This is a genomic window from Streptomyces viridochromogenes, assembly GCF_001270495.1.
GTDB lineage: Bacteria > Actinomycetota > Actinomycetes > Streptomycetales > Streptomycetaceae > Streptomyces > Streptomyces viridochromogenes_A.
This window is the reverse complement of record NZ_LGUR01000216.1, coordinates 13,192-31,497: the sequence shown is the minus strand read 5'-3', so window position 1 is coordinate 31,497 and position 18,306 is coordinate 13,192. Positions and strand designations below refer to the sequence as shown.

The window sequence follows — 18,306 nt, the reverse complement described above, 5'->3', positions numbered from 1 at the left end:
CCGACCGACAGCCGGATTTTCGTACTCGAAAGGAAGGAGCGCCATGCGTGCCGACATCGTTTGGTGGGACCTGTCCGCCTCCGGACAGACCATCGAGTCCATGCGTGAGTACCTGCGTGAGGAATCCGTCGCCGCGTTCTCCGAAGTGCCTGGGCTTCGCTTCAAGATGTGGCTCTCCGATCCGGACACCAACCGGTGGGGAGCCGTTCTGTTGTGGGAGTCGGAAGAGGCGTCCCAGCAGGCGCTGCCCAGCCGGGCGCTCGAACTCATCGGCTACCCACCGCAGGTCACGCACGGGTTCGACGTGGAGGCCACCACCGAAGGTCGATACGAAACGCAACGACTCGCCCTGCAAGGCCTGGCCTTCGCCGAAACAACGCAGAGGAAGTCAAGCTGACGGCCAACCAGAGGGGACAGCAGGTCCTGGCCGTCCGCTTGTTTCGCCGCGTCCACGGCTCACGAGTACCTCAGACAACGCCGCGCCCTCAATGCGCTCAAGAGCCGTCGTCGTGATTGCAAGCGGCCCCGAAATGCTGATTGCCAGGCGTCAGCGCAGTGCAACCACGCCCGCGTGGACGACATGCATGGCGCGCTCGACGGTTTCCTGATTCTCGCCGACCGGAGCCACGTAGTCGATGACGGCGCGCGCGGCGTCCTTCCCGAGTACCCGGGTGATCACCCAGGTGGCGAGATACTGAGACGCCAGGCAGCCGCCCGCCGTAGCGATATTCCCCTCGGCATGGAACGGCGCGTCCAGCACGGTGACGTCACAGGCTTCGACGTACGGCCGGCTCTTCATGTCTGTGCAAGCCGGCATGCCCTTGAGCAACCCGAGCCTGGCGAGCACCAGCGCTCCGGAGCACTGCGCACCGATCAGCTGTCGCGAAGGGTCGAGCGGCAGCCGGGAGATCAGCCGGTCGTCGGCGACCACTTCTCGCGTATTCACTCCGCTGCCGATCAGCACGACGTCGGCTTCGGTCACGAACTCCATCGGTCGCTGCCCGGTCACCTCGACGCCGTTCATGGACTTGACCGCCGGCGTCGGTGTCGTGATGAAGGCTTCCAAGCCTTCCTTACGGCACCGGTTGATCAGCGCGGAAGCTATGAAGCTGTCGAGCTCGTTGAACCCGTCGAAGGTGACCACGGCTACCTGCATCACAACTCCTTCAAGCACGGCATCAGAAGTCCGCAGTTTCCCGGGCGCGCCGTTCCCGGTCGAGAGCCAATCAGCGGCTGGTGGCATGCCATCGACGCTCTGCGTTTCGAGTTCCGAGCCTGAGTACCGCTACGGGCGAATAGTGCACAGCCAGAACACTGCCTCTTCACCAGTAGTGGGTGCTGATCGCGTGGATGACTCCCGCGGACAGCCGCCCGTACATCGACGCTACGTCGAACAACAACCCCTTCAGCCTGGTCTTCGGCTACAACGGCCTGAGCCGCTTCAGCGACGACGCCACCGCGTTCGGCGCCGTCCCGGCCACCGCCGCCAGTCGTATGACCGGGAACACCGGATGGGGGATGCTCTTCAACCACACCGTCGGCCCGCAGATCGCCTGGTTCCTGCCGCTCGCCGTGCTCGCCGTCGTCACGGCCCTCATCTGGCGAGCCCGTGAGCCGCGGACCGACCCGCTGCGTGCGGGTTTCCTCCTCTGGGGCGGCTGGCTCGTCATCCATGCCGTGGTGTTCAGCGTTCCAACGGCAATCACGTCTACTACACGGCCGTGCTCGCACCGGCGATCGCCGCGCTGGCCGGAGGCGGGCTCGCGCTCTTTCGGTCCGCTTACGAGGCGGGCGGCCGGCGACGGCTGTGGCTGCCGTCGGCGATCGTGCTGACGGTGGCCTGGGCGCTCGTACTCGACGAGCCGACCTGGTTCGTCTCCCGGTTGCCGGCGTTCGCCGTGATCTTCGCGGTGTGCGGGACGATCGGCCTGTGGTCCGGCGGGTCACGCGCCTCCCAGAGACTGGTCCAGGGCTCCCTGGCCGCCGGCATCGCGGCCACCCTGCTCGTACCCGCCGGCTGGGCCGTCTCGTCCCTCGACCCGCGCTACGCGGGCGCCTCCACGTCCCCGACGGCCGGTCCGGTCGGCGAGTTCCACCACGGAGCCCTCCACGACCCGCGCGCCCTGCGCCGGGCCGAGCTCGGCCGGCCCAGCGCCCGCGACGCCGCGCTGCTGGACTACCTCATCGCCCACCGCAAGGGTGAGAAGTACCTGCTCGCGACCCAGGCCGCCTACCCCGCGGAACGTCTGCTGCGCGCTCAGTCCCAACCCGTGCTCGTCATGGGCGGGTTCACCGGGAAGACCCCCTTCCCCAGGGCCCCGCAGCTCGGCAACCTGATCGCCACCCACCAACTCCGCTACGTGCTGCTCACCCACCTGCGACCCACCACCCCCGCCACGACGTGGGTGAAGTCCCACTGCGAGCGCATCCGCTCCGGGGCCTACGGCTGGCGCACCAGGGGCAACTTCGGCCTCTACGACTGCCGCACCCCCGCCGATCGGCGGGGGGGAAACAGCCGGTTCGGCATCGCCAACGTCGTGGAGCAGATCGGCATCGTCCGGCGGGCCGCCGGCTACCGGCCCGATGTCCTGGTCATGGAGTGCATGGCCGTCATGCCGGCACTCCAGGAGATCAACCAGTCCAAGCTGATCCGCTCCACCATCGGCGTGCTCTGCAACGTCCGCGAGGACCATCTCGCCGAGATGGGCCCGACGCTGGACGACGTGGCCCGCTCCCTGTGCCGGTCCCTGCCGGAGGGCGGCGTCTGTGTCACCGCCGAGAAGGAGCGCTTCCACATCCTTCAGGAGGAGGCCGACGCCCGGAACTGCGAGCTGATCTACGCCGACCCGGAAACCGTCACCGACGAGGAACTGCGCGGCTTCAGCTGGTTCACCTTCAAGGAGAACGTCGCCATCGCACTCGCGGTCGCCGAACTGCTCGGCGTCGACCGCGCGACCGCGCTGAAGGGAATGTACGAGGCGCCGCCGGACCCGGGTGTGCTTTCCGTCGAGCGGTATCGCACCCCGGACGGAAAGCGGCTGCGATTCGCGAACGTCTTCGCCGCCAACGACCCGGAGTCGACGCTGATGAACATCAAGCAGCTGCTCGAACTGGGCGCGATCCACCGCCCGTTGCACGTCGTCATCAACTGCCGTCCCGACCGTGTGGAGCGCAACGGGCAGATGGGCGCGCTCATCCCCCAGCTCGACCCGGAGACGGTGTTCCTGATCGGCCACCCCGCCAAGTCGGCCGCCGACGCCATACCCGCCCACTGGACCGGGAACGTCGTCGATCTCGGCGGCGACCGCCGCGACCCCGACCGGCTCACCACGGAGCTGCTGGCTCACCTGGGGCCGGACTCCTCGCTCGTCGCCATCGGCAACATCCACGGCCAGGGCGAACTCTTCCTGGAGCGGCTCGCGGCACTCGCACCCGACCACCTCGACGCCGCCGACCCCGCCGACCCGAGCGACGCCCTCACATCGCCCGGCGCCCACCACAACTCCTCCCACGGAGCATCCCGTTGGCCCACGGGCGGCTCGGCGTACCCGTCATTCCCCTCACCGACCGCCGCCCCGCCGTCATCCAGCAGCTCCACCCCGGCGACCTGGTCTTCTTCAGAACACGGGAGCTGCCCGGCAAACGGATCGGCCACATCGGTGTCTACCTCGGCCTGGACACCGCCGACCACCCGCGCTTCATCTCCAGCCGGAAGAACGCGGGCGGCCCCACCATGGGTGACAAGGGCGGCACCTCACGGCTCGACGGCGACGGCTACTACGCCCAGGGGCTGCGCGGGGCCCGGCGCCTCTGACGGCGCTCCGCCCGGGCCGACGCCGGCCTGTTCGGCGGGGCGGATCCCGCTGATCGGCGGAGTGACTCGCGGTGAACGGTGCGCTGGGATCAGCAGGGCGACGGTTCCGAGTTCTGAAGCGGATTCACATGATCTTTGTCCTGATTGTGATCACCACGGTGGTGGCCGGGTGGTCGCTGGTCGCCGGTCGGCTGGAGCAACGGCATGTGCGGGCTCCTCTGGTGCTGGTGCTCGCGGGCGTGATCACGGGGGTGTTCACCCACAGCCATATCGCCGTCACCCTGAACTCCGAGGTCGCCCAGCATGTGGCCGAGGTCATCCTGGCCGTCCTGCTGTTCGTCGACGCCACCGAGCTGCCGGGCGGGCGGCTGTTCGGCAACGACCCCGGCTCCGCCGCGCGGGCCCTGCTGGTCGCCCTGCCGCTGAGCCTGCTCACGATGGTGCTGCTGGGAACGCTGCTGCTGCCCGGGCTGCCGGTGGCGCGGCTGCTGCTCATCGCGTGCATCGTCGTCCCGACCGACTTCGCTCCGGCCGAGACGCTGGTCCGCGACCGGCGTATCCCTTCGAGGGTGCGCAGCGTGCTCAACGTGGAGAGCGGCTACAACGACGGCATCGTGTCGCCCCTCTTCCTGTTCGCACTGATCCTCGTCGGCACCAACTCCGTCACCCGCACGCCCATGCAGGCCCTCGGCACGGCCGTGCCGTACGCGCTGAAGGCCCTCGTGGCCGGCTTCGTGGTGGGGGCGCTGGTGGCGTGGCTGATCAATCTGGCCGACCGCGCGGAGTGGATGACGGAGCAGTCCCGGCGGATCGTCGTGCTGGTCACACCGCTGCTCGCCTACACCGTGGCCACGGCGATGGACGGCAACGGTTTCGTGGCCTCGTTCGTGTGCGGGATCGCCTTCCGCTACATCAGGCAGGCACCGGTCCGCCGACGGGGCGCTTCGGCTCCCCACGCCTCGGACTTCCAGCTCATCGAGGACACCAACTCGATGATGACGATGTGCATGTGGTTCTTCTTCGGCAACGCCGTGGTGCTCGCCGTGGGGGAGGGCGTCCACTGGCCCACCGTCGTGCTCTGCGTCGCCGCGCTCACCGTCGTGCGCATCCTTCCGATCATGCTCGCCTTCCTCGGCTCGACGTTCACCTGGCGGGAACGGCTCATGGTCGGCGCGCTCGGACCACGCGGCACCACCTCCATCGTGTTCGGCCTGCTCGCGTTCAACGCTCTGCCGGACGGGCGGTACGCCGACACCGCCCTGTACGCCATGACCCTGGTGGTGCTCGGCAGCGTTCTGCTCCACGGCGGCGGCTCGGCGGTCATCGCCCGGTCCCTGACCGGCCCGCCCCCGTCGGCTGCCGGTGGCCCCGGCTGCCCGGGGACCGACGAGCCGGACTCACGGGTCGTCGCCATGCAGGGTTGATGTGCCCCTCCTACCCCAGGCCGGTCTTCTCCAGCCACTCGGCGGGGGAGGGCCCGACAGTCGCCGGATGTGCGGCGAGCGGCCGGGCGTCCAGGCTGAAGGCATGACACAGCACGTTCGTGACAAGGAGCCCGAGACCGCCGTCGAGCCTGGCAGAGGCCGGTTGCTGGAACTTCTCTGCCTGACGCTGATGGCGGGCGCCGGTGTCCTGTTCGTCGTCCGTCCTGAGTTCTACGAAGCAGGGGTGCACCTCTTCGCCTCGCGGGCGGCCTCACTGGTCCACTGAGCCTGCGATCGCAGATCTCTTTGGCAGGCGTTGCTGACGGGCGGCCTCTCTTTGGCCGTCGTACGCCTGATCTCCGCGCCCCAAGGCTCCCGGCGGGCCGATGCCCGCAACCGCTGACGCGGTGCGCGGCCGAACACATAGGAAAGGAATCCTGTGAACACCGCATCCGCCCCGGAGGCGACGGGTGCCGAGTCCCTGCGCGCCCGCGAGACGCTCAAGGCGCTGTACGGGTACGTCCGTCCGCACCGGTGGGCCGTCGCACTCGGTCTGCTGTGCGCGCTGGCCGGGGCCGCCGGCGGGCTGCTGCAGCCGCTGGCGACGAAGACGCTGGTCGACCGGCTCTCGTCCGGTGGCACGATCGGCACCGTCCTGCTGGCGATGACCGTTCTGGTTCTGCTGAGCATGGTGGCCGAGGCGTTCGGTGCCTATGTGCTGGAACGGACGGCGGAGTCGGTGGTGCTCGCCGCCCGCCGCAGCCTCATCGGACGGTTGCTGAGGCTGCGCCTCGCGGAGGTGGACCGGATGCAGCCGGGCGATCTGATGTCGAGGGTGACCTCCGACACCACGCTGTTGCGGGCGGTCAGCACCCAGGCGGTGGTCTCCGCGGCGACGGGGGCGGTGACGCTGGTCGCGGCGGTCGTGGTGATGGCGTTCCTCGATGCCGTCCTGCTGGGCGTCACGCTCGGCGTGGTCGCGGTCGTCGGTGTGGGTGCCGTGCTGGTGCTGCCGAAGATCGGGCAGGCCGCCGAGCGTGCGCAGGCGGCCGTCGGGGAGATGTCCACGGGCCTGGAGCGGGTCTTCGGCGCGTTCCGTACGGTGAAGGCGTCCGGCGCCGAGGAGCGGGAGACCGCTCGCGTCGAGGCGGCGGCACGCAGGGCGTGGCGCCACGGCGTGCGCAGCGCGAAGTGGGAGGCCGTGCTGGGCTCGGCGGACAACCTCGCCGTCGAGCTGGCGTTCCTCGCGGTGCTCGCCGTCGGCGGGGCGCGGGTGGCGTCCGGGGACATGCCCGTGTCCACGCTGATCGCGTTCCTGCTGTACCTCTTCTACCTGATGGAGCCGGTGTACAAGCTGGTCGAGGCAGCGTCCCACTACCAGGAGGGCGCGGCCGCGATCGCCCGTATCGCGCAGGTGGACGACCTGGCGACAGAGAAGCAGGACCGGCACCGGTCGGTGCGGCCCGCGGCGGCCCCGGCGGTGCGGCCGCGTCCGGCGTCGGTTCGCTTCGAGGAGGTGTCCTTCCGGTACGGGCCCCGGCTGCCGGACATCCACCAGCGGGTGGACTTCGAGGTGCCGGGTGGCGGGATGACGGCGTTCGTCGGCCCCTCGGGCGCGGGCAAGTCGACGGTCTTCGCGCTCGTCGAGCGGTTCTACGAAGCGACCGGCGGCCGTGTCCTGGTCGACGGCAAGGACGTGACCAAGTGGCCGCTGTCCGAGCTGCGGTCCGTCATCGGGTACGTCGAGCAGGACGCGCCGGTGCTGGCCGGCACGCTGCGGGAGAACCTGGTCTTCGCCGCGCCCGGCGCGACCGACGACGACATACGCGAGGTCCTCGCCCGGACCAGGCTCGACGCCCTCGTCGAGCGTCTCCCGCACGGCCTGGACACCCCGGTCGGGCACCGCGGCACGAAACTGTCCGGCGGCGAGCGCCAGCGCGTCGCGATCGCCCGCGCGCTGCTGCGCGGGCCCCGGCTGCTGCTCCTGGACGAGGCGACCTCGCAGCTCGACGCCGTCAACGAGCTGGCACTGAGGGACGTCATCGCCGAGACAGCACGCGAGACGACCGTGCTGGTGGTGGCGCACCGCCTGTCGACGGTCATGGACGCCGACCGCATCGTCGTCATGGACGCGGGCACGGTCCGCGCGGTCGGCACTCATGAGGAGCTGGTGGCCGAGGACGAGCTGTACGCGCAGCTCGCGGCGACGCAGCTCCTGACCTCGACGGGACGCCCCCACGGGTGAGACGGGCGTGACCTGTGGGGCTCGCCGGTGGCGTCGGCCGCCGGCCGCCGGCCCTCGTCCACCGGTTGCCCGCGCCGTGCGGCAGGGGCAACCGGCTGCGGCGGTTCGCTGCCCGCCCAGTCCGTCCCCCCACCCGGGAGTCCCCATGCCCGTGCTCATGGCCAAGGGCGAGCAGGCCCCGCTGAGCAGTCCGGACGGCCCACCCCGCTCAACCTGATGCCCATGGGCATCGGCCGGCAGCCCACTCCGCGCCCCGGCACGCCTTTCCCGCCGCGTGCTCCCACGGCGCTGATCATGGCGGAGGCGACCCGCGCAGCCGTCGCGTGGATCATGACGGTCATCGGTGAACCGGCGACCTGCACCACCTTCGCAGACCTCCTCCAGGCCATAGAGCGCCATGGCTCAGCACGCGCGCACGATCCCCGCACCACTCGGCGCCCCGGGCACCAGGCACACCGGCCAACGGCTCGCAGCACACGAGGATTTCGGGGAGTGCGCACGCTTGCGCCGCGACGCCCTGCTGGGCATCCAGGCGACCTTGCCGGGCATCAACCTGAGGACGGAGTGGCGGCGCGCACAAAAGCGGAAGGCTGGGAGGGCTTCAGCACCAAGGAGGCCGCTCGGGCCCTCGGCATCGCTCAGGGCACCGCGAAGAGCACCCTCCACCGAGCACTGGAGATCCTCCGTCAGGAACCGACGCCCTCGGAGGCCGCGGCCTGACACCCACAGGGCAGCCCCCGGCCGCACACGGACGGGAGTTGGCGGGTATCCCGATGGCCGGGTCACGTTCGCCTGGGTCGTTCACTTGTGGAGCTCACCGCGTCCGATGCCGGGCGCCTTTTGAACTTGGAGCTCTCAGCCACACCGGCGGCCGCCGTGTCCAGGCCGGGATGGGGCATGAAGCCGAGCCACCCCGACCGGACCTCACCGAATGTACTTGGCGGGCTTGGTGGCGGCGTTGAGCAGGTACTCCAGGGGCCCGCGGCGGAAGAAGCGGGACCAGATCGCGGCGAACACGATCGCCCCCAGGACGTACGTGATCACGGGTACCCAGGACTTCGTGGTGCCGGCGCCGGAAGCGGGCCACGCGGACTGTGCGAGGAAGTGGCCGACGTAGGCCGTCAGGGACATCGTGCCCACGGCGATGACCGGTTTCGCCAGGCGGCGCAGTCGCGGCAGGCGGTCGATCGCCACCGTCGCGCCCACGATCACGAGGATCGCGACACCCAGGCAGCCGATGGTGTCGAAGGTGGTGCCGGTGTGCGACACGGCGCCCAGCAGGTCCGAGGCCGACTGCACGGGCCCGCCGGACCCGCTGCCCATGGACCCTGCCCCGGGGCCGCTGCCCATGGACCCCGCTCCGGAGCCGCTGGACGGCCCTCCGCCTCCCCTGAAGCTCAACACCGCGCTCGTGCCCCCCAGCAGCATGGCCAGCCCGTAGGCGCCTACGGTGAGGCCGGCACCGAGCGCGGCCAGGCGCCGCTGGACGGAGGCGGCGGTCAGGTCGAGGCGGGCCAGCGCCATGCCGGCGATCACGAACGCCAGCCACGTGATCGTCGGGTAGAGGCCCGTGAGCAGCAGATCGAGTACTCCCACGGTGCTGAGCTTCTCGAGCGGGTCGTAGGCGTTGATGCTCTGCTGGACGGAGTCGCTCAGCCACATCTTCAAAACGAACGCCAGCTGCGGCATGACGAGCGCGATCCCCGCCGCGATGATCGCCAGCGTCTTGGCGCTCAGTCGCACCAGGAGCAGCGCGAGGAGGAAGTAGACGCCGTAGTAGGCGAGGATGATGATGTCCCCGTACTCCATCGCCAGCACGGTGCCCAGCGCCAGCAGGATCACGGCGCGGATCGCGATCCTGGCCTTCGCCTGCCGGCCCGCCAGGCCGGTCTTCGGCTCACGGCGGCCGGCGATCAGCATCAGCGAGAACCCGGCGAGGGTGGCGAACAGGGCCGACGAGCGCCCCTCGGCCAGGAAGTACACCCAGCTGCCGACGTTGTCCCCGGCCGACGGCATCGGCGCGATGTGCACGATGTACATGCCGAACACCGCCAGCGCGCGGGCCAGATCCAACCCCACCAGGCGTCCCATCGAGGGGCCGGGCGAGGCCCGCACGGCGGACTCGGACGAGGTTCGGGGCCGTGGAGGCGAGTTCTCCTGCGGGGCCGATGTCTCCTGCGGCGGCGGTATCTGCGTCATACGCGGAATCCTTCGGTGCCGTCAGGAGGCGGACCATCCGGCAGGCTTCGGTGACGCCCCCGCCGACCGGCCGGGACCACCCCGCCGACCGGCGGAACAGCGCCGCGTCGGCCGGCCGGCGGGCCCGGACAGCCAACTGCCCTATTTGATGACGGCGTTGGCCACCACGACCGCAAGCCCGAGCAACGCGTCCACCGTGCCGATCTTCAAAGCGGAGCCCCACGTGCGACCGGCGGCGCGGGCCGCGACCAGGCCCCAGGCGAACAGCAGCACCACGTTCACGGCGAAGGCCACGTACTCGATGCCCGCCGAGGGCCACCACCCCCAGCCCGAGCCCAGCAGCAGGACCACTGTCGGCGATGTCGCCATCACCAACGGCCACTCGGACAGCAACAGCCGTACCGCGGCGCGCACACCGTGATGGGTCCGGTCGCCGCGCAGGGCGATCAGATGTGCGTAACCGTGCGCCAAGGCCGATGCGGCGGCCGTGATCAGGAGCCACTGGGCGCTGCTGAACCGGTCGGCGGGCGCCGTCTCACCCTGCTCCGTCAGGGCGGCCACCATGGAGCTGGCCAGCACCGCCCCGTACACGCCCCCGAACAGCACATGGGGCTGCGCCGCGCAGCGGTGCAGAGCACGGACAGGCTGACGCAGGTACAGGCGGGGCATGGCTGGGTGATCCTCTGACGGTACGGAAATCGACTGCGGCCCGCAGACTCGGGCGGGCCCACGGACCGATCCCACCGGACGACAACCACGGACACCATCCGCCGAGCCTCGCCCACCCGCCCGCCGACGGGCCGGAGCGCTCCCCCCGACCGGCTGGAACCGGCCTGCCGGGTGGCGGGAGTCCACAGCGGCCGCACCGTCGCGCGCCGTGCCGGACTTACTGTCGACAGCAGGCGATCACCGTGCGGGAACGTGGACGCCCCGCTGCGGGGGTGTACGGGTCGCCGAGAAGCTGGACAGAGCAGACGAGTGTGAGGCGGAACGCCGGTGATCCGGGTAGTGGTGGTGGACGACGAGGCGCTGGTGCGGTCCGGGTTCGAGCTGATCCTGAACGCGTCCGACGGCATCCAGGTCGTGGCGACCGCGGAAGGAGCGCAGGCCGCCGACGCGATCCGGCGCGAGCATCCGGACGTCGTGCTCCTCGACATCCGCATGCCGGACGTGGACGGCCTGACCGTCCTGAGGGAGATCCAGACGCTGCCCGAGCCGCCGACGGTGGCCATGCTGACCACCTTCGACACCGACGAGTACATCCTGACCGCGCTGCGCTCGGGAGCCGCGGGCTTCCTGCTCAAGGACACCGAGCCCGAACAACTCGCCCACCTCGTACGCACCCTGGCCGCGGGCGGGGTGGTGATGTCCCCGAAAGCCTCGCGGGCTCTGCTGCGCGGCCATCCTGGGGCGGACGCGCCCCGGGTCGCGGAGGACGTGGCGCGCGTGGACCTGCTCACCGACCGCGAACGTGACGTGCTGGTCCTGATCGCGGAAGGACTGTCCAACGCCGACATCGGCACCCGCATCCATCTGAGCGCGGGCACGGTCAAGGACCACGTCAGCTCGATCCTGACCAAGCTCCGGGTCTCCAGCCGCGTCCAGGCGGCGCTCCTCGCGGAGCGGGCCGGACTGCTCGGCGACGACGGCGCCAACCCTCGACGCCTGGATCAACCTCTACGGCGAGGCGACACCGTTCATATGGGCCTGCGCCGCCCTCGGCTGCGCCGGACTGCTCCTGCGCAGGCGCTTTCCACTGACCGTCTTCCTGTTGACCCTGCCCATGACCCTGTTCATGGACGTGGCGGTCGCGCCGATCGCCGCCCTGTACACGCTGGCCACGCGCACCCGCAACCGCCCGCTGCTGGCCGGCTGCGCCCTGCTGAACGCGGCGGTGGGCACCCTCGCCTGGCCCCTGTCCGACACGTTTTCCGGCGACACGTTTCCCGGTGACCGGACCTGGACGCTCATCCAGTTCGTCTACACGCTGGCCACGGCCTTCGCCCCGATCCTGTTCGGCCAGCTCGTGCAGGCCAGACACGACGTGGCCCGCCAGCTCGTCGAGGTCGAAGTGGCCCGCGAACACGAACGCGCCCTGTACGCCCAGACCGTCCTGGCCCGCGAACGCGCCCAACTGGCCCGCGAGATGCACGACGTCGTCTCCCACCAGGTCAGCCTCATCGCCGTACAGGCCGGAGCCCTGCAGGTCGCCGCCAAGGACCCCGACGCCCGCGACGCCGCCCGCACCATCCGCACCCTGAGCGTGAACACCCTCGACGAACTCCGCCACATGGTCACCCTGCTGCGCGCCTCCAGCGGCAAGGAAACCGAACTCACCCCCCAGCCCACCCTCGCCGACCTCCAGCAGCTGATCGCCAACAGCGGCATCGAGACCACCCTGAACGGGGACCTCCCGCCCAGCATCAGCACAACCGCCCAACGCACCGTCTACCGCACGGTCCAAGAAGCCCTCACGAACGTCCGCAAGCACGCCCCGGGCGCCCGCGTGGAGGTGCGCCTGTGGCACGACGCGCAGCACTTCGGCGTCACCGTCACCAACACCGCCGCCACCCGCCCGTCCGTCGCCCTGCCCAGCGCCCGGCACGGTCTGATCAGCCTGAGAGAACGCGCCGAACTGCTCAACGGCACCCTCACCGCCGAGCCTTCCCCACAGGGCGGATACAAGATCGAACTACGGGCCCCCACCCGGCCCGCCTGAGCACAACCCGCCAGACGCGGATCGGCGCTACTTCGCGGAACGCGACCTGGCCCCGTATCTCTCGGCCAAGGTGCTGACGCTGGTTTCCTTCCACAGGGCCTCTACCCGATCTCGTGGAGGCAGCGGACAGGCCCCACCGGCCACCTCGCCGACCGGATCGGCCGCAAACCCCTCCTCGCCACCGGCATGCTCGGTCAGTCGGCCGGTTTTCATCCTGCGAGGCGAGGCTCGTTGATCCGCGTCGCGCGCGCCGCACGGTCCAGCTTCTCGTCCGCCAGTACTACGGCCGCAGCCCTTAGGGGGCCTGTCACTATGCCCGCCCGGCACACCGGCAACACCTCGCCGCCGACACCGGCGCCAAGATCAGAGCCTCATGGCCCGCGCCGGCCAGTCCTCGGAGCGGGGGCACGAATCTGGCACGCGACCGCTGATCACCACGGACAGCAAAAAGGCCCGGGTCTCTGACCTGGGCCCTAATCGTGGAGCGGGTGACGAGAATCGAACTCGCGCTCTCAGCTGGGGAAGCGACGGAGCCTGGGCCGGCTCTACGGCCGTGACCTGCGTGGATTTCCACTCCTTGGACTGCTCGTGAGGGTCGGATCGCACCGCTGTCGACCGTGGATGTCCGCTCTTACGGGCACGTTGTGGGCACGGGCGCCACCAGCGGCCGGGTCACGCGCGCGCGATGCCTGCGCCGAGCGGAACGCGTCGTCTCCCTGCCTGATCCGGAGTGTCCGTCGCGACTGCACATGCCGGATCCGAGGCTCACACGTGGACCCCCGCGCATGTTGGTGAGCCGGCCTGTCCCGGGCGTCCTCCTGCTCAGGTTTGATCGTCGGGGTTGGCCAACTGGCAACTGGCGAGAGCCATGTGCCCCCGCAGCACCTCCAGCGCGCCGGCTTCGTCGTCGCGTTCGATGGCGTCGACGATCGGCTCGTGCCGGGCGGCGGACATGGGAAGGCGGCTTTGCTCCTTGCCGGCACTTATCACGGTCACCCGGATGGGACCTTCCAGGTGACGCCACGTCCTGACCAGCATGGAGTTGCCGGACAGCTCGCACAGCAGGAGGTGGAAGCCGAGATCGGCTTCGACCTTCGCCGCCAGGTCCGCGTCCGACTCGAAGGCGTCGTGGAGCTTTTCCAAGGCCTGACGCAGGGCTCTGGCCGCTTCCTGCCTGCGCGGTGACGCGATGATCTGCGCCACCGCGAGCCCCTCCAACGCCTCCCGGACCTGGAAGAGTTCCCGCACCTCGGTCGGCGTCAGCTGGGACACGCGCAGCATGCCGCGGGCTCCCGCGGTGACGAGTCCCTCCTGCTGGAGGTGGCGCAGGGCCTCCCGTACCGTGCCGCGGCTCACCGACAGGTGCTCGGCGATCTCGACTTCTCCGAGGTGGTCGCCGGGGCGGTACTGGCCGGTGGTGATGGCCGTCCGCAGGGCCACGAGCGCGCGCTCCCGGAGCGTCTTCGAGCGGGTGAGACTGGACAGCGCCTGACCGGCCACGGTCGAACCCTTCTTTGACTCCACGAGCGGTCATTTTAGCCCGACCATCGGTCATCTGTTGACAGTCGGCAGATTCTGCACCGATCCCCGCGGTGGGGGTTGACACGTCTTACCGGCGGGCTCAGCATCGACTCTCGACTGTTAACAGTCGACAGCCAGGGCAGCCCGGGACGGCTGGCCCGCCCACGATCAAGGAGGATCGGCATGGCTGAGTCCAAGGCGTCGCAGCAGGCGGCGCACGGGTCGCCCGAACGCCTGAGAGTCGCCGTCGGGTGCGGCGTGGGCGCGACCATCGAGACGTATGACTTCATCGGCTTCGGAACTGCCGCCGCCCTCTATTTCGGGGACGTGTTCTTCCCGGACTCCGACCCGCTGTCAGCCACCCTGCTGTCCTTCGCGACCCTGGGGATCGGCTTCGCCGCACGGCCGCTGGGCGGCATCGTCGCCGGTCATCTCGGAGACCGCGTCGGACGCAAACCCGTACTGGTCGGATCCCTGCTGCTGATGGGCATCGCAACCGTGCTGATCGGCTGCCTGCCCACCTACCAGATGGTCGGGATCTGGGCGCCCATCCTGCTGGTGGTCGTCCGCGTCATCCAGGGGCTCGCCTTCGGCGCCGAGTGGGGCGGCGCCATCCTGATGACCTTCGAGCATGCCCCGTGGCGACGGCGTGGCCTGTACACGGGCATCACGCAGGCCGGCTTCCCGGTGGGGCTGCTCCTCGCCAACCTCGCCTTCCTGCTCAGCCGGCACACCCTGGACGACAACTGGGCCTGGCGCGTGCCGTTCCTGCTCAGCGCGGTCCTGATCGCCGTCGGCATCTTCATCCGGTTGAAGATCGACGAGTCGCCCCAGTTCGAGGCGCTCAAGGAGTCCGGGGAGGTGGTCAAGAACCCGCTGCTGGTGGTGATCCGGGAGGACTGGCGCAACGTGCTGCGAGCCTTCTGCCTGCGGATCACGGAGACCGCGGGGTACGCCGTCTCGGTCACCTTCGTCCTGTCCTACCTGGACGACGGCGACGCCCCCGACGTCTCGGGTACCACCAGCCTCACCGCCCTGGTGACCGCCGCCGCCATCGGCATCGCCGCCACGACGCTCTGGGGCCGTCTGTCGGACCAGGTCGGTCGCCGCCCGGTCTACCTGCTGGGCTGTGCGGTGAGCGCCGCATGGGGCATCCCGCTCTTCCTGCTCGTCAACACCGAAGCCGCGGCCCTCATCCTGATCGCCTTCGTGATCAGTTACGCCGTCTGCCAGAACTCGCTGGCCGGTGTCCAGGGGGCCTGGTTCTGCGAGTTGTTCGCGACCAAGACCCGAACCGCCGGAACCTCCCTGGCCTACCAACTCTCCGCGGTGGTCTCCGGGTTCACTCCCCTGATCGCCACCGCGCTCTATTCCGCCACCGGGTGGACCGGGCCCGCGGTTCTTTTCAGTTTCTACGGGCTGCTCGGCCTCGTGGCGGCGTTGCTGACGCGTGAGACGTGGGGTGTGAAGGAGCGCCGCGAAGCCGGCCTGGCCGCGACCACCTCCGCCGAACCCGCCCTGCCCGCCGCCCACTGATCAAGAGATGAGGATCAACGTGATGTCCACTCAGGCGCCCGAAGCACGGATGTCGTTCACCCGCCGCGCCGCCGCCCTGAAGGACTCCGCCTACCGCATCCGTATGCACGCACTGGACATGGGGGAGACCCAGGGCCAGGGCTACATCGGACAGGCGCTGGGCGTGGCCGACATCCTGGCCGTCGTCTACAAGGACGTCCTCAACCACCGTCCCGGCGAACCCGACTGGCCGCAGCGCGACCGGTTCCTGCTGTCGATCGGCCACTACGCCATCGCCCTGTACGCGGCGCTCGCCGAGGCCGGTGTGCTGGACGTCGACGAACTCGCCACCTACGGAAGCGACGACTCGCGCCTGCCCATGTCGGGCATGGCTTCCTACACACCCGGCATGGAGATCTCCGGAGGCTCCCTGGGACACGGCCTGGGCGTGGCCACCGGCATGGCACTCGGCCTGCGCCACCAGGGCAGCGACGCGCACGTGTACAACCTGCTCTCCGACGGTGAACTGGACGAGGGCTCCACCTGGGAGGCGGCGCTCGCCTGCGCTCACCACGGCCTGGACAACGTCACCGCCGTCGTCGACGTCAACGCCCTCCAGGCGGACGGCCCGACCCGGGGCGTGCTGCGCACCGAGCCGGTGACGGCCAAGTGGGAGGCGTTCGGCTGGCACGCGATCCGCGTGGACGGCAACGACATCGACGCGCTTCTCGCGGCCTTCGACAGCCTGCGCGGGCACCGCGGATCACCGGCCGTGCTCATCTGCGACACCCGGATCGGGTGCGGCGTACCGATGCTGGAGACGCGGGAGAAGGCGCACTTCATGCGCGTCGAGGAACACGAATGGCAACTGGCCCGCGATGAATTGACGCAGCGTCACCTAGAGGGATCCGGCTCGGACCGTGCAATCAGCCAGGGAGAGGGACCCGTTCGATGAACACCTCAGCGTCGACTCAGGCCGCGGCCACGCCGACCGGGGCCCCGCAGCGCAAGCTCACCACCTCCGCCATGATCGCCTCGATCGCCGAAGAGGGCCAGCGCACCACCAAGGCCCCCTTCGGACACGCGCTGGCCCGGCTCGCCGACGAACGCCCCGACGTGGTCGGACTCTCCGCGGACCTGGCCAAGTACACCGACATGCACGTCTTCCGCGAGGCCCACCCCGACCGCTTCTTCCAGATGGGCATGGCGGAACAGGTGATGCTGGGCGCGGCAGCGGGCCTGGCCGAGGTGGGCCTGACCCCGTTCGCCTCCACCTACTCCGTCTTCGCCACCCGCCGCGCCTACGACTTCCTCTGCCTCGACATCGCCGAGCCGCAGCTGAACGTCAACGTCGTCGGCGCCCTTCCCGGCCTGACCACCGGCTACGGCCCCAGCCACCAGGCGACCGAGGACCTGGCCATCCTGCGCGGCATGCCCGGTCTGACGATCGTGGACCCCGCGGACTCCGTCGACATCGAACAGGCCGTCCCGGCACTGGCCGCCCACCCCGGCCCGACCTACATGCGGCTGCTGCGCGGAGCCGTACCCACCGTCCTGGACGAGTACGACTACCGGTTCGAGGTCGGAAAGGCGGCGCTGCTGCGCGGTGGACATGACGTGCTGTTCGTCTCCACCGGCCTGATGACGGTACGAGCCCTGACCGCGGCCAGGGAACTCGAAGGCGACCACGTGGACGTCGCCGTGCTCCACGTGCCGACGATCAAGCCGTTCGACCGCGAGACGGTGCTACGGGAGACCGCCGGGGGACGCCTCGTGGTGACCCTGGAGAACCACAGCGTCGTCGGAGGTCTCGCCGAGTCCGTGGCTTCCTGCCTGGCCTTCGCGCGGCAGACGGCACGCATCATCCCGATCGGACTGCCCGACGCCTTCCTCGCCGCGGGCGCACTGCCCACCCTCCACGACCGTTACGGCCTCTCCGTCGCGGCGATCAAGGAGCGCGTCCGCCGAGAACTCTGAGCCCCGTGCCCGACACCCAGGCCCACCCCACCCCCCACTCCTCAGGAGAACTCCATGGTCCCCGACCACACCCCTCGCACCGCCGTCGTCACCGGCGCAGGCTCCCTGCGAGGCATCGGACGCGCCACCGCGCACGCCCTGGCCGCCGACGGCTATCACATAGCCGTCCTCGACCTGGACAAGGAGGCGGCCGAGGACACCGCCAGGGAGGTCACCGCCCGGCACGGGGTACAAGCCCTCGCGCTCGCGGCGGACGTCACCGACGCCGACGCGGTCGACGCCGCGATCGGGGAGACCGAAGCGGCACTCCCGCCGATCGGCGCTCTCGTCAACAACGCGGGGATCACCTCCCCGACCCGCTTCCTCGACGTCACGCCCACGGAATGGGACCGGATCTTCGAGGTCAACGTCCGCGGGAGCTTCCTGGTCACCCACCGCGTGGCTCCCGGGATGGCCGAGCGCGGCTTCGGCCGCATCGTCTTCCTGTCGTCCGTCTCGGCCGAGCGCGGGGGCGGAGTTTTCGGGGGAGTGGCCTACTCGGCGGCCAAGGCCGCCCTCCTGGGCTTCGCCCGGGCCCTCGCCCGCGAAGTCGGCCCGTCCGGGGTCACGGTCAACTCCGTCGCCCCTGGCCTGATCGACACCGACATCACGCAGGGGAAACTCGACGAGGAGCGCAGGGCAGCCATGATCGCGGAGGTTCCGGTACGCCGCATCGGCGGGGTCGAGGACGTGGCCGACGTCATCGCCTTCCTGGCCCGTCCCGAGTCGGGCTACCTCACCGGTGCGACCTACGACGTCAACGGCGGATCCCACATCCACTGAGGAAATCTCGGCGCCCTGCCGGCGGAACCCTTCACTGCACGAACCGGTTCCGGAGGGCGATGGCCGCCCG

Annotated in this window: 16 protein-coding genes and 2 pseudogenes; 14 read left to right on the top strand and 4 right to left on the bottom strand. The window is 70.1% G+C overall.

Features of this window, described 5'->3' with window-relative positions; translation table 11 throughout:
- Nucleotides 1-43: 43 nt before the first annotated feature.
- On the top strand, nucleotides 44-397 hold the full coding sequence (locus ADK36_RS28950) for a hypothetical protein (protein ID WP_048585354.1): 354 nt from the start codon (nucleotides 44-46) through the stop codon (nucleotides 395-397).
- Nucleotides 398-547: 150 nt separating this feature from the next.
- Here the strand turns inward: ADK36_RS28950 and ADK36_RS28945 are convergent, their stop codons facing one another.
- The gene (locus ADK36_RS28945; RefSeq protein WP_048585353.1) at nucleotides 548-1,156 is read right to left on the bottom strand and encodes a DJ-1/PfpI family protein; all 609 of its coding nucleotides are present in this window, start codon (nucleotides 1,154-1,156) and stop codon (nucleotides 548-550) included.
- A 194-nt stretch (nucleotides 1,157-1,350) separates the two neighbouring features.
- Between ADK36_RS28945 and ADK36_RS50545 the strand changes: the two genes are divergently transcribed.
- The 7 genes and pseudogenes from ADK36_RS50545 (at nucleotide 1,351) to ADK36_RS50540 (ending at nucleotide 8,203) form a co-directional block, all read left to right on the top strand.
- On the top strand, nucleotides 1,351-1,833 hold the full coding sequence (locus tag ADK36_RS50545) for a hypothetical protein (RefSeq protein ID WP_234329915.1): 483 nt from the start codon (nucleotides 1,351-1,353) through the stop codon (nucleotides 1,831-1,833).
- 683 nt (nucleotides 1,834-2,516) lie between these two features.
- A pseudogene (gene pgsB, locus ADK36_RS46845) lies at nucleotides 2,517-3,461 on the top strand (poly-gamma-glutamate synthase PgsB); the annotation flags it as partial.
- Nucleotides 3,462-3,523: 62 nt separating this feature from the next.
- Nucleotides 3,524-3,814: an NlpC/P60 family protein gene (locus ADK36_RS28935; RefSeq protein ID WP_048585352.1), complete on the top strand. Its 291-nt coding sequence runs from the start codon at nucleotides 3,524-3,526 to the stop codon at nucleotides 3,812-3,814.
- Between the two features lie 128 nt (nucleotides 3,815-3,942).
- Entirely contained in the window at nucleotides 3,943-5,238 is a 1,296-nt protein-coding gene (locus ADK36_RS28930) for a cation:proton antiporter (protein WP_063776937.1), read from the top strand.
- 103 nt (nucleotides 5,239-5,341) lie between these two features.
- Nucleotides 5,342-5,524, top strand: coding sequence for a hypothetical protein (locus tag ADK36_RS28925; RefSeq protein ID WP_159029287.1), 183 nt, complete (start codon nucleotides 5,342-5,344; stop codon nucleotides 5,522-5,524).
- 153 nt (nucleotides 5,525-5,677) lie between these two features.
- Entirely contained in the window at nucleotides 5,678-7,483 is a 1,806-nt protein-coding gene (locus ADK36_RS28920) for an ABC transporter ATP-binding protein (RefSeq protein WP_048585350.1), read from the top strand.
- Between the two features lie 564 nt (nucleotides 7,484-8,047).
- A complete protein-coding gene (locus ADK36_RS50540; RefSeq protein ID WP_234329914.1) occupies nucleotides 8,048-8,203 on the top strand; it encodes an RNA polymerase sigma factor in 156 nt (51 codons plus the stop codon).
- Between the two features lie 204 nt (nucleotides 8,204-8,407).
- Here the strand turns inward: ADK36_RS50540 and ADK36_RS28915 are convergent, their stop codons facing one another.
- Nucleotides 8,408-9,682 (bottom strand): DUF418 domain-containing protein, encoded by a 1,275-nt coding sequence (locus ADK36_RS28915; RefSeq protein ID WP_199830271.1) that lies wholly within the window; start codon nucleotides 9,680-9,682, stop codon nucleotides 8,408-8,410.
- A gap of 141 nt (nucleotides 9,683-9,823) precedes the next feature.
- The gene (locus ADK36_RS28910) at nucleotides 9,824-10,351 is read right to left on the bottom strand and encodes a hypothetical protein (RefSeq protein ID WP_048585349.1); all 528 of its coding nucleotides are present in this window, start codon (nucleotides 10,349-10,351) and stop codon (nucleotides 9,824-9,826) included.
- 339 nt (nucleotides 10,352-10,690) lie between these two features.
- Between ADK36_RS28910 and ADK36_RS28905 the strand changes: the two are divergent.
- Nucleotides 10,691-11,332: pseudogene (locus tag ADK36_RS28905) on the top strand (response regulator); the annotation flags it as partial.
- 19 nt (nucleotides 11,333-11,351) lie between these two features.
- Entirely contained in the window at nucleotides 11,352-12,401 is a 1,050-nt protein-coding gene (locus tag ADK36_RS28900) for a sensor histidine kinase (RefSeq protein WP_048585348.1), read from the top strand.
- Nucleotides 12,402-13,223: 822 nt separating this feature from the next.
- Here the strand turns inward: ADK36_RS28900 and ADK36_RS28895 are convergent.
- Nucleotides 13,224-13,925 carry a GntR family transcriptional regulator gene (locus tag ADK36_RS28895; protein WP_234329913.1) on the bottom strand — a complete coding sequence of 234 codons (702 nt, stop codon included), beginning with the start codon at nucleotides 13,923-13,925 and terminating at the stop codon, nucleotides 13,224-13,226.
- 180 nt (nucleotides 13,926-14,105) lie between these two features.
- Between ADK36_RS28895 and ADK36_RS28890 the strand changes: the two genes are divergently transcribed.
- Genes ADK36_RS28890 through ADK36_RS28875 form a run of 4 tightly spaced genes read left to right on the top strand, consistent with a single transcriptional unit; the run spans nucleotide 14,106 to nucleotide 18,236 of the window.
- Entirely contained in the window at nucleotides 14,106-15,458 is a 1,353-nt protein-coding gene (locus ADK36_RS28890) for an MFS transporter (protein WP_048585347.1), read from the top strand.
- 22 nt (nucleotides 15,459-15,480) lie between these two features.
- The gene (locus tag ADK36_RS28885) at nucleotides 15,481-16,392 is read left to right on the top strand and encodes a transketolase (protein ID WP_234329912.1); all 912 of its coding nucleotides are present in this window, start codon (nucleotides 15,481-15,483) and stop codon (nucleotides 16,390-16,392) included.
- On the top strand, nucleotides 16,389-17,414 hold the full coding sequence (locus ADK36_RS28880) for a transketolase family protein (protein WP_048585346.1): 1,026 nt from the start codon (nucleotides 16,389-16,391) through the stop codon (nucleotides 17,412-17,414). The genes ADK36_RS28885 and ADK36_RS28880 overlap by 4 nt, the downstream gene beginning before the upstream one ends.
- Nucleotides 17,415-17,468: 54 nt before the next feature.
- Nucleotides 17,469-18,236: an SDR family NAD(P)-dependent oxidoreductase gene (locus tag ADK36_RS28875; RefSeq protein ID WP_048585345.1), complete on the top strand. Its 768-nt coding sequence runs from the start codon at nucleotides 17,469-17,471 to the stop codon at nucleotides 18,234-18,236.
- The last annotated feature ends 70 nt before the right edge of the window (nucleotides 18,237-18,306 follow it).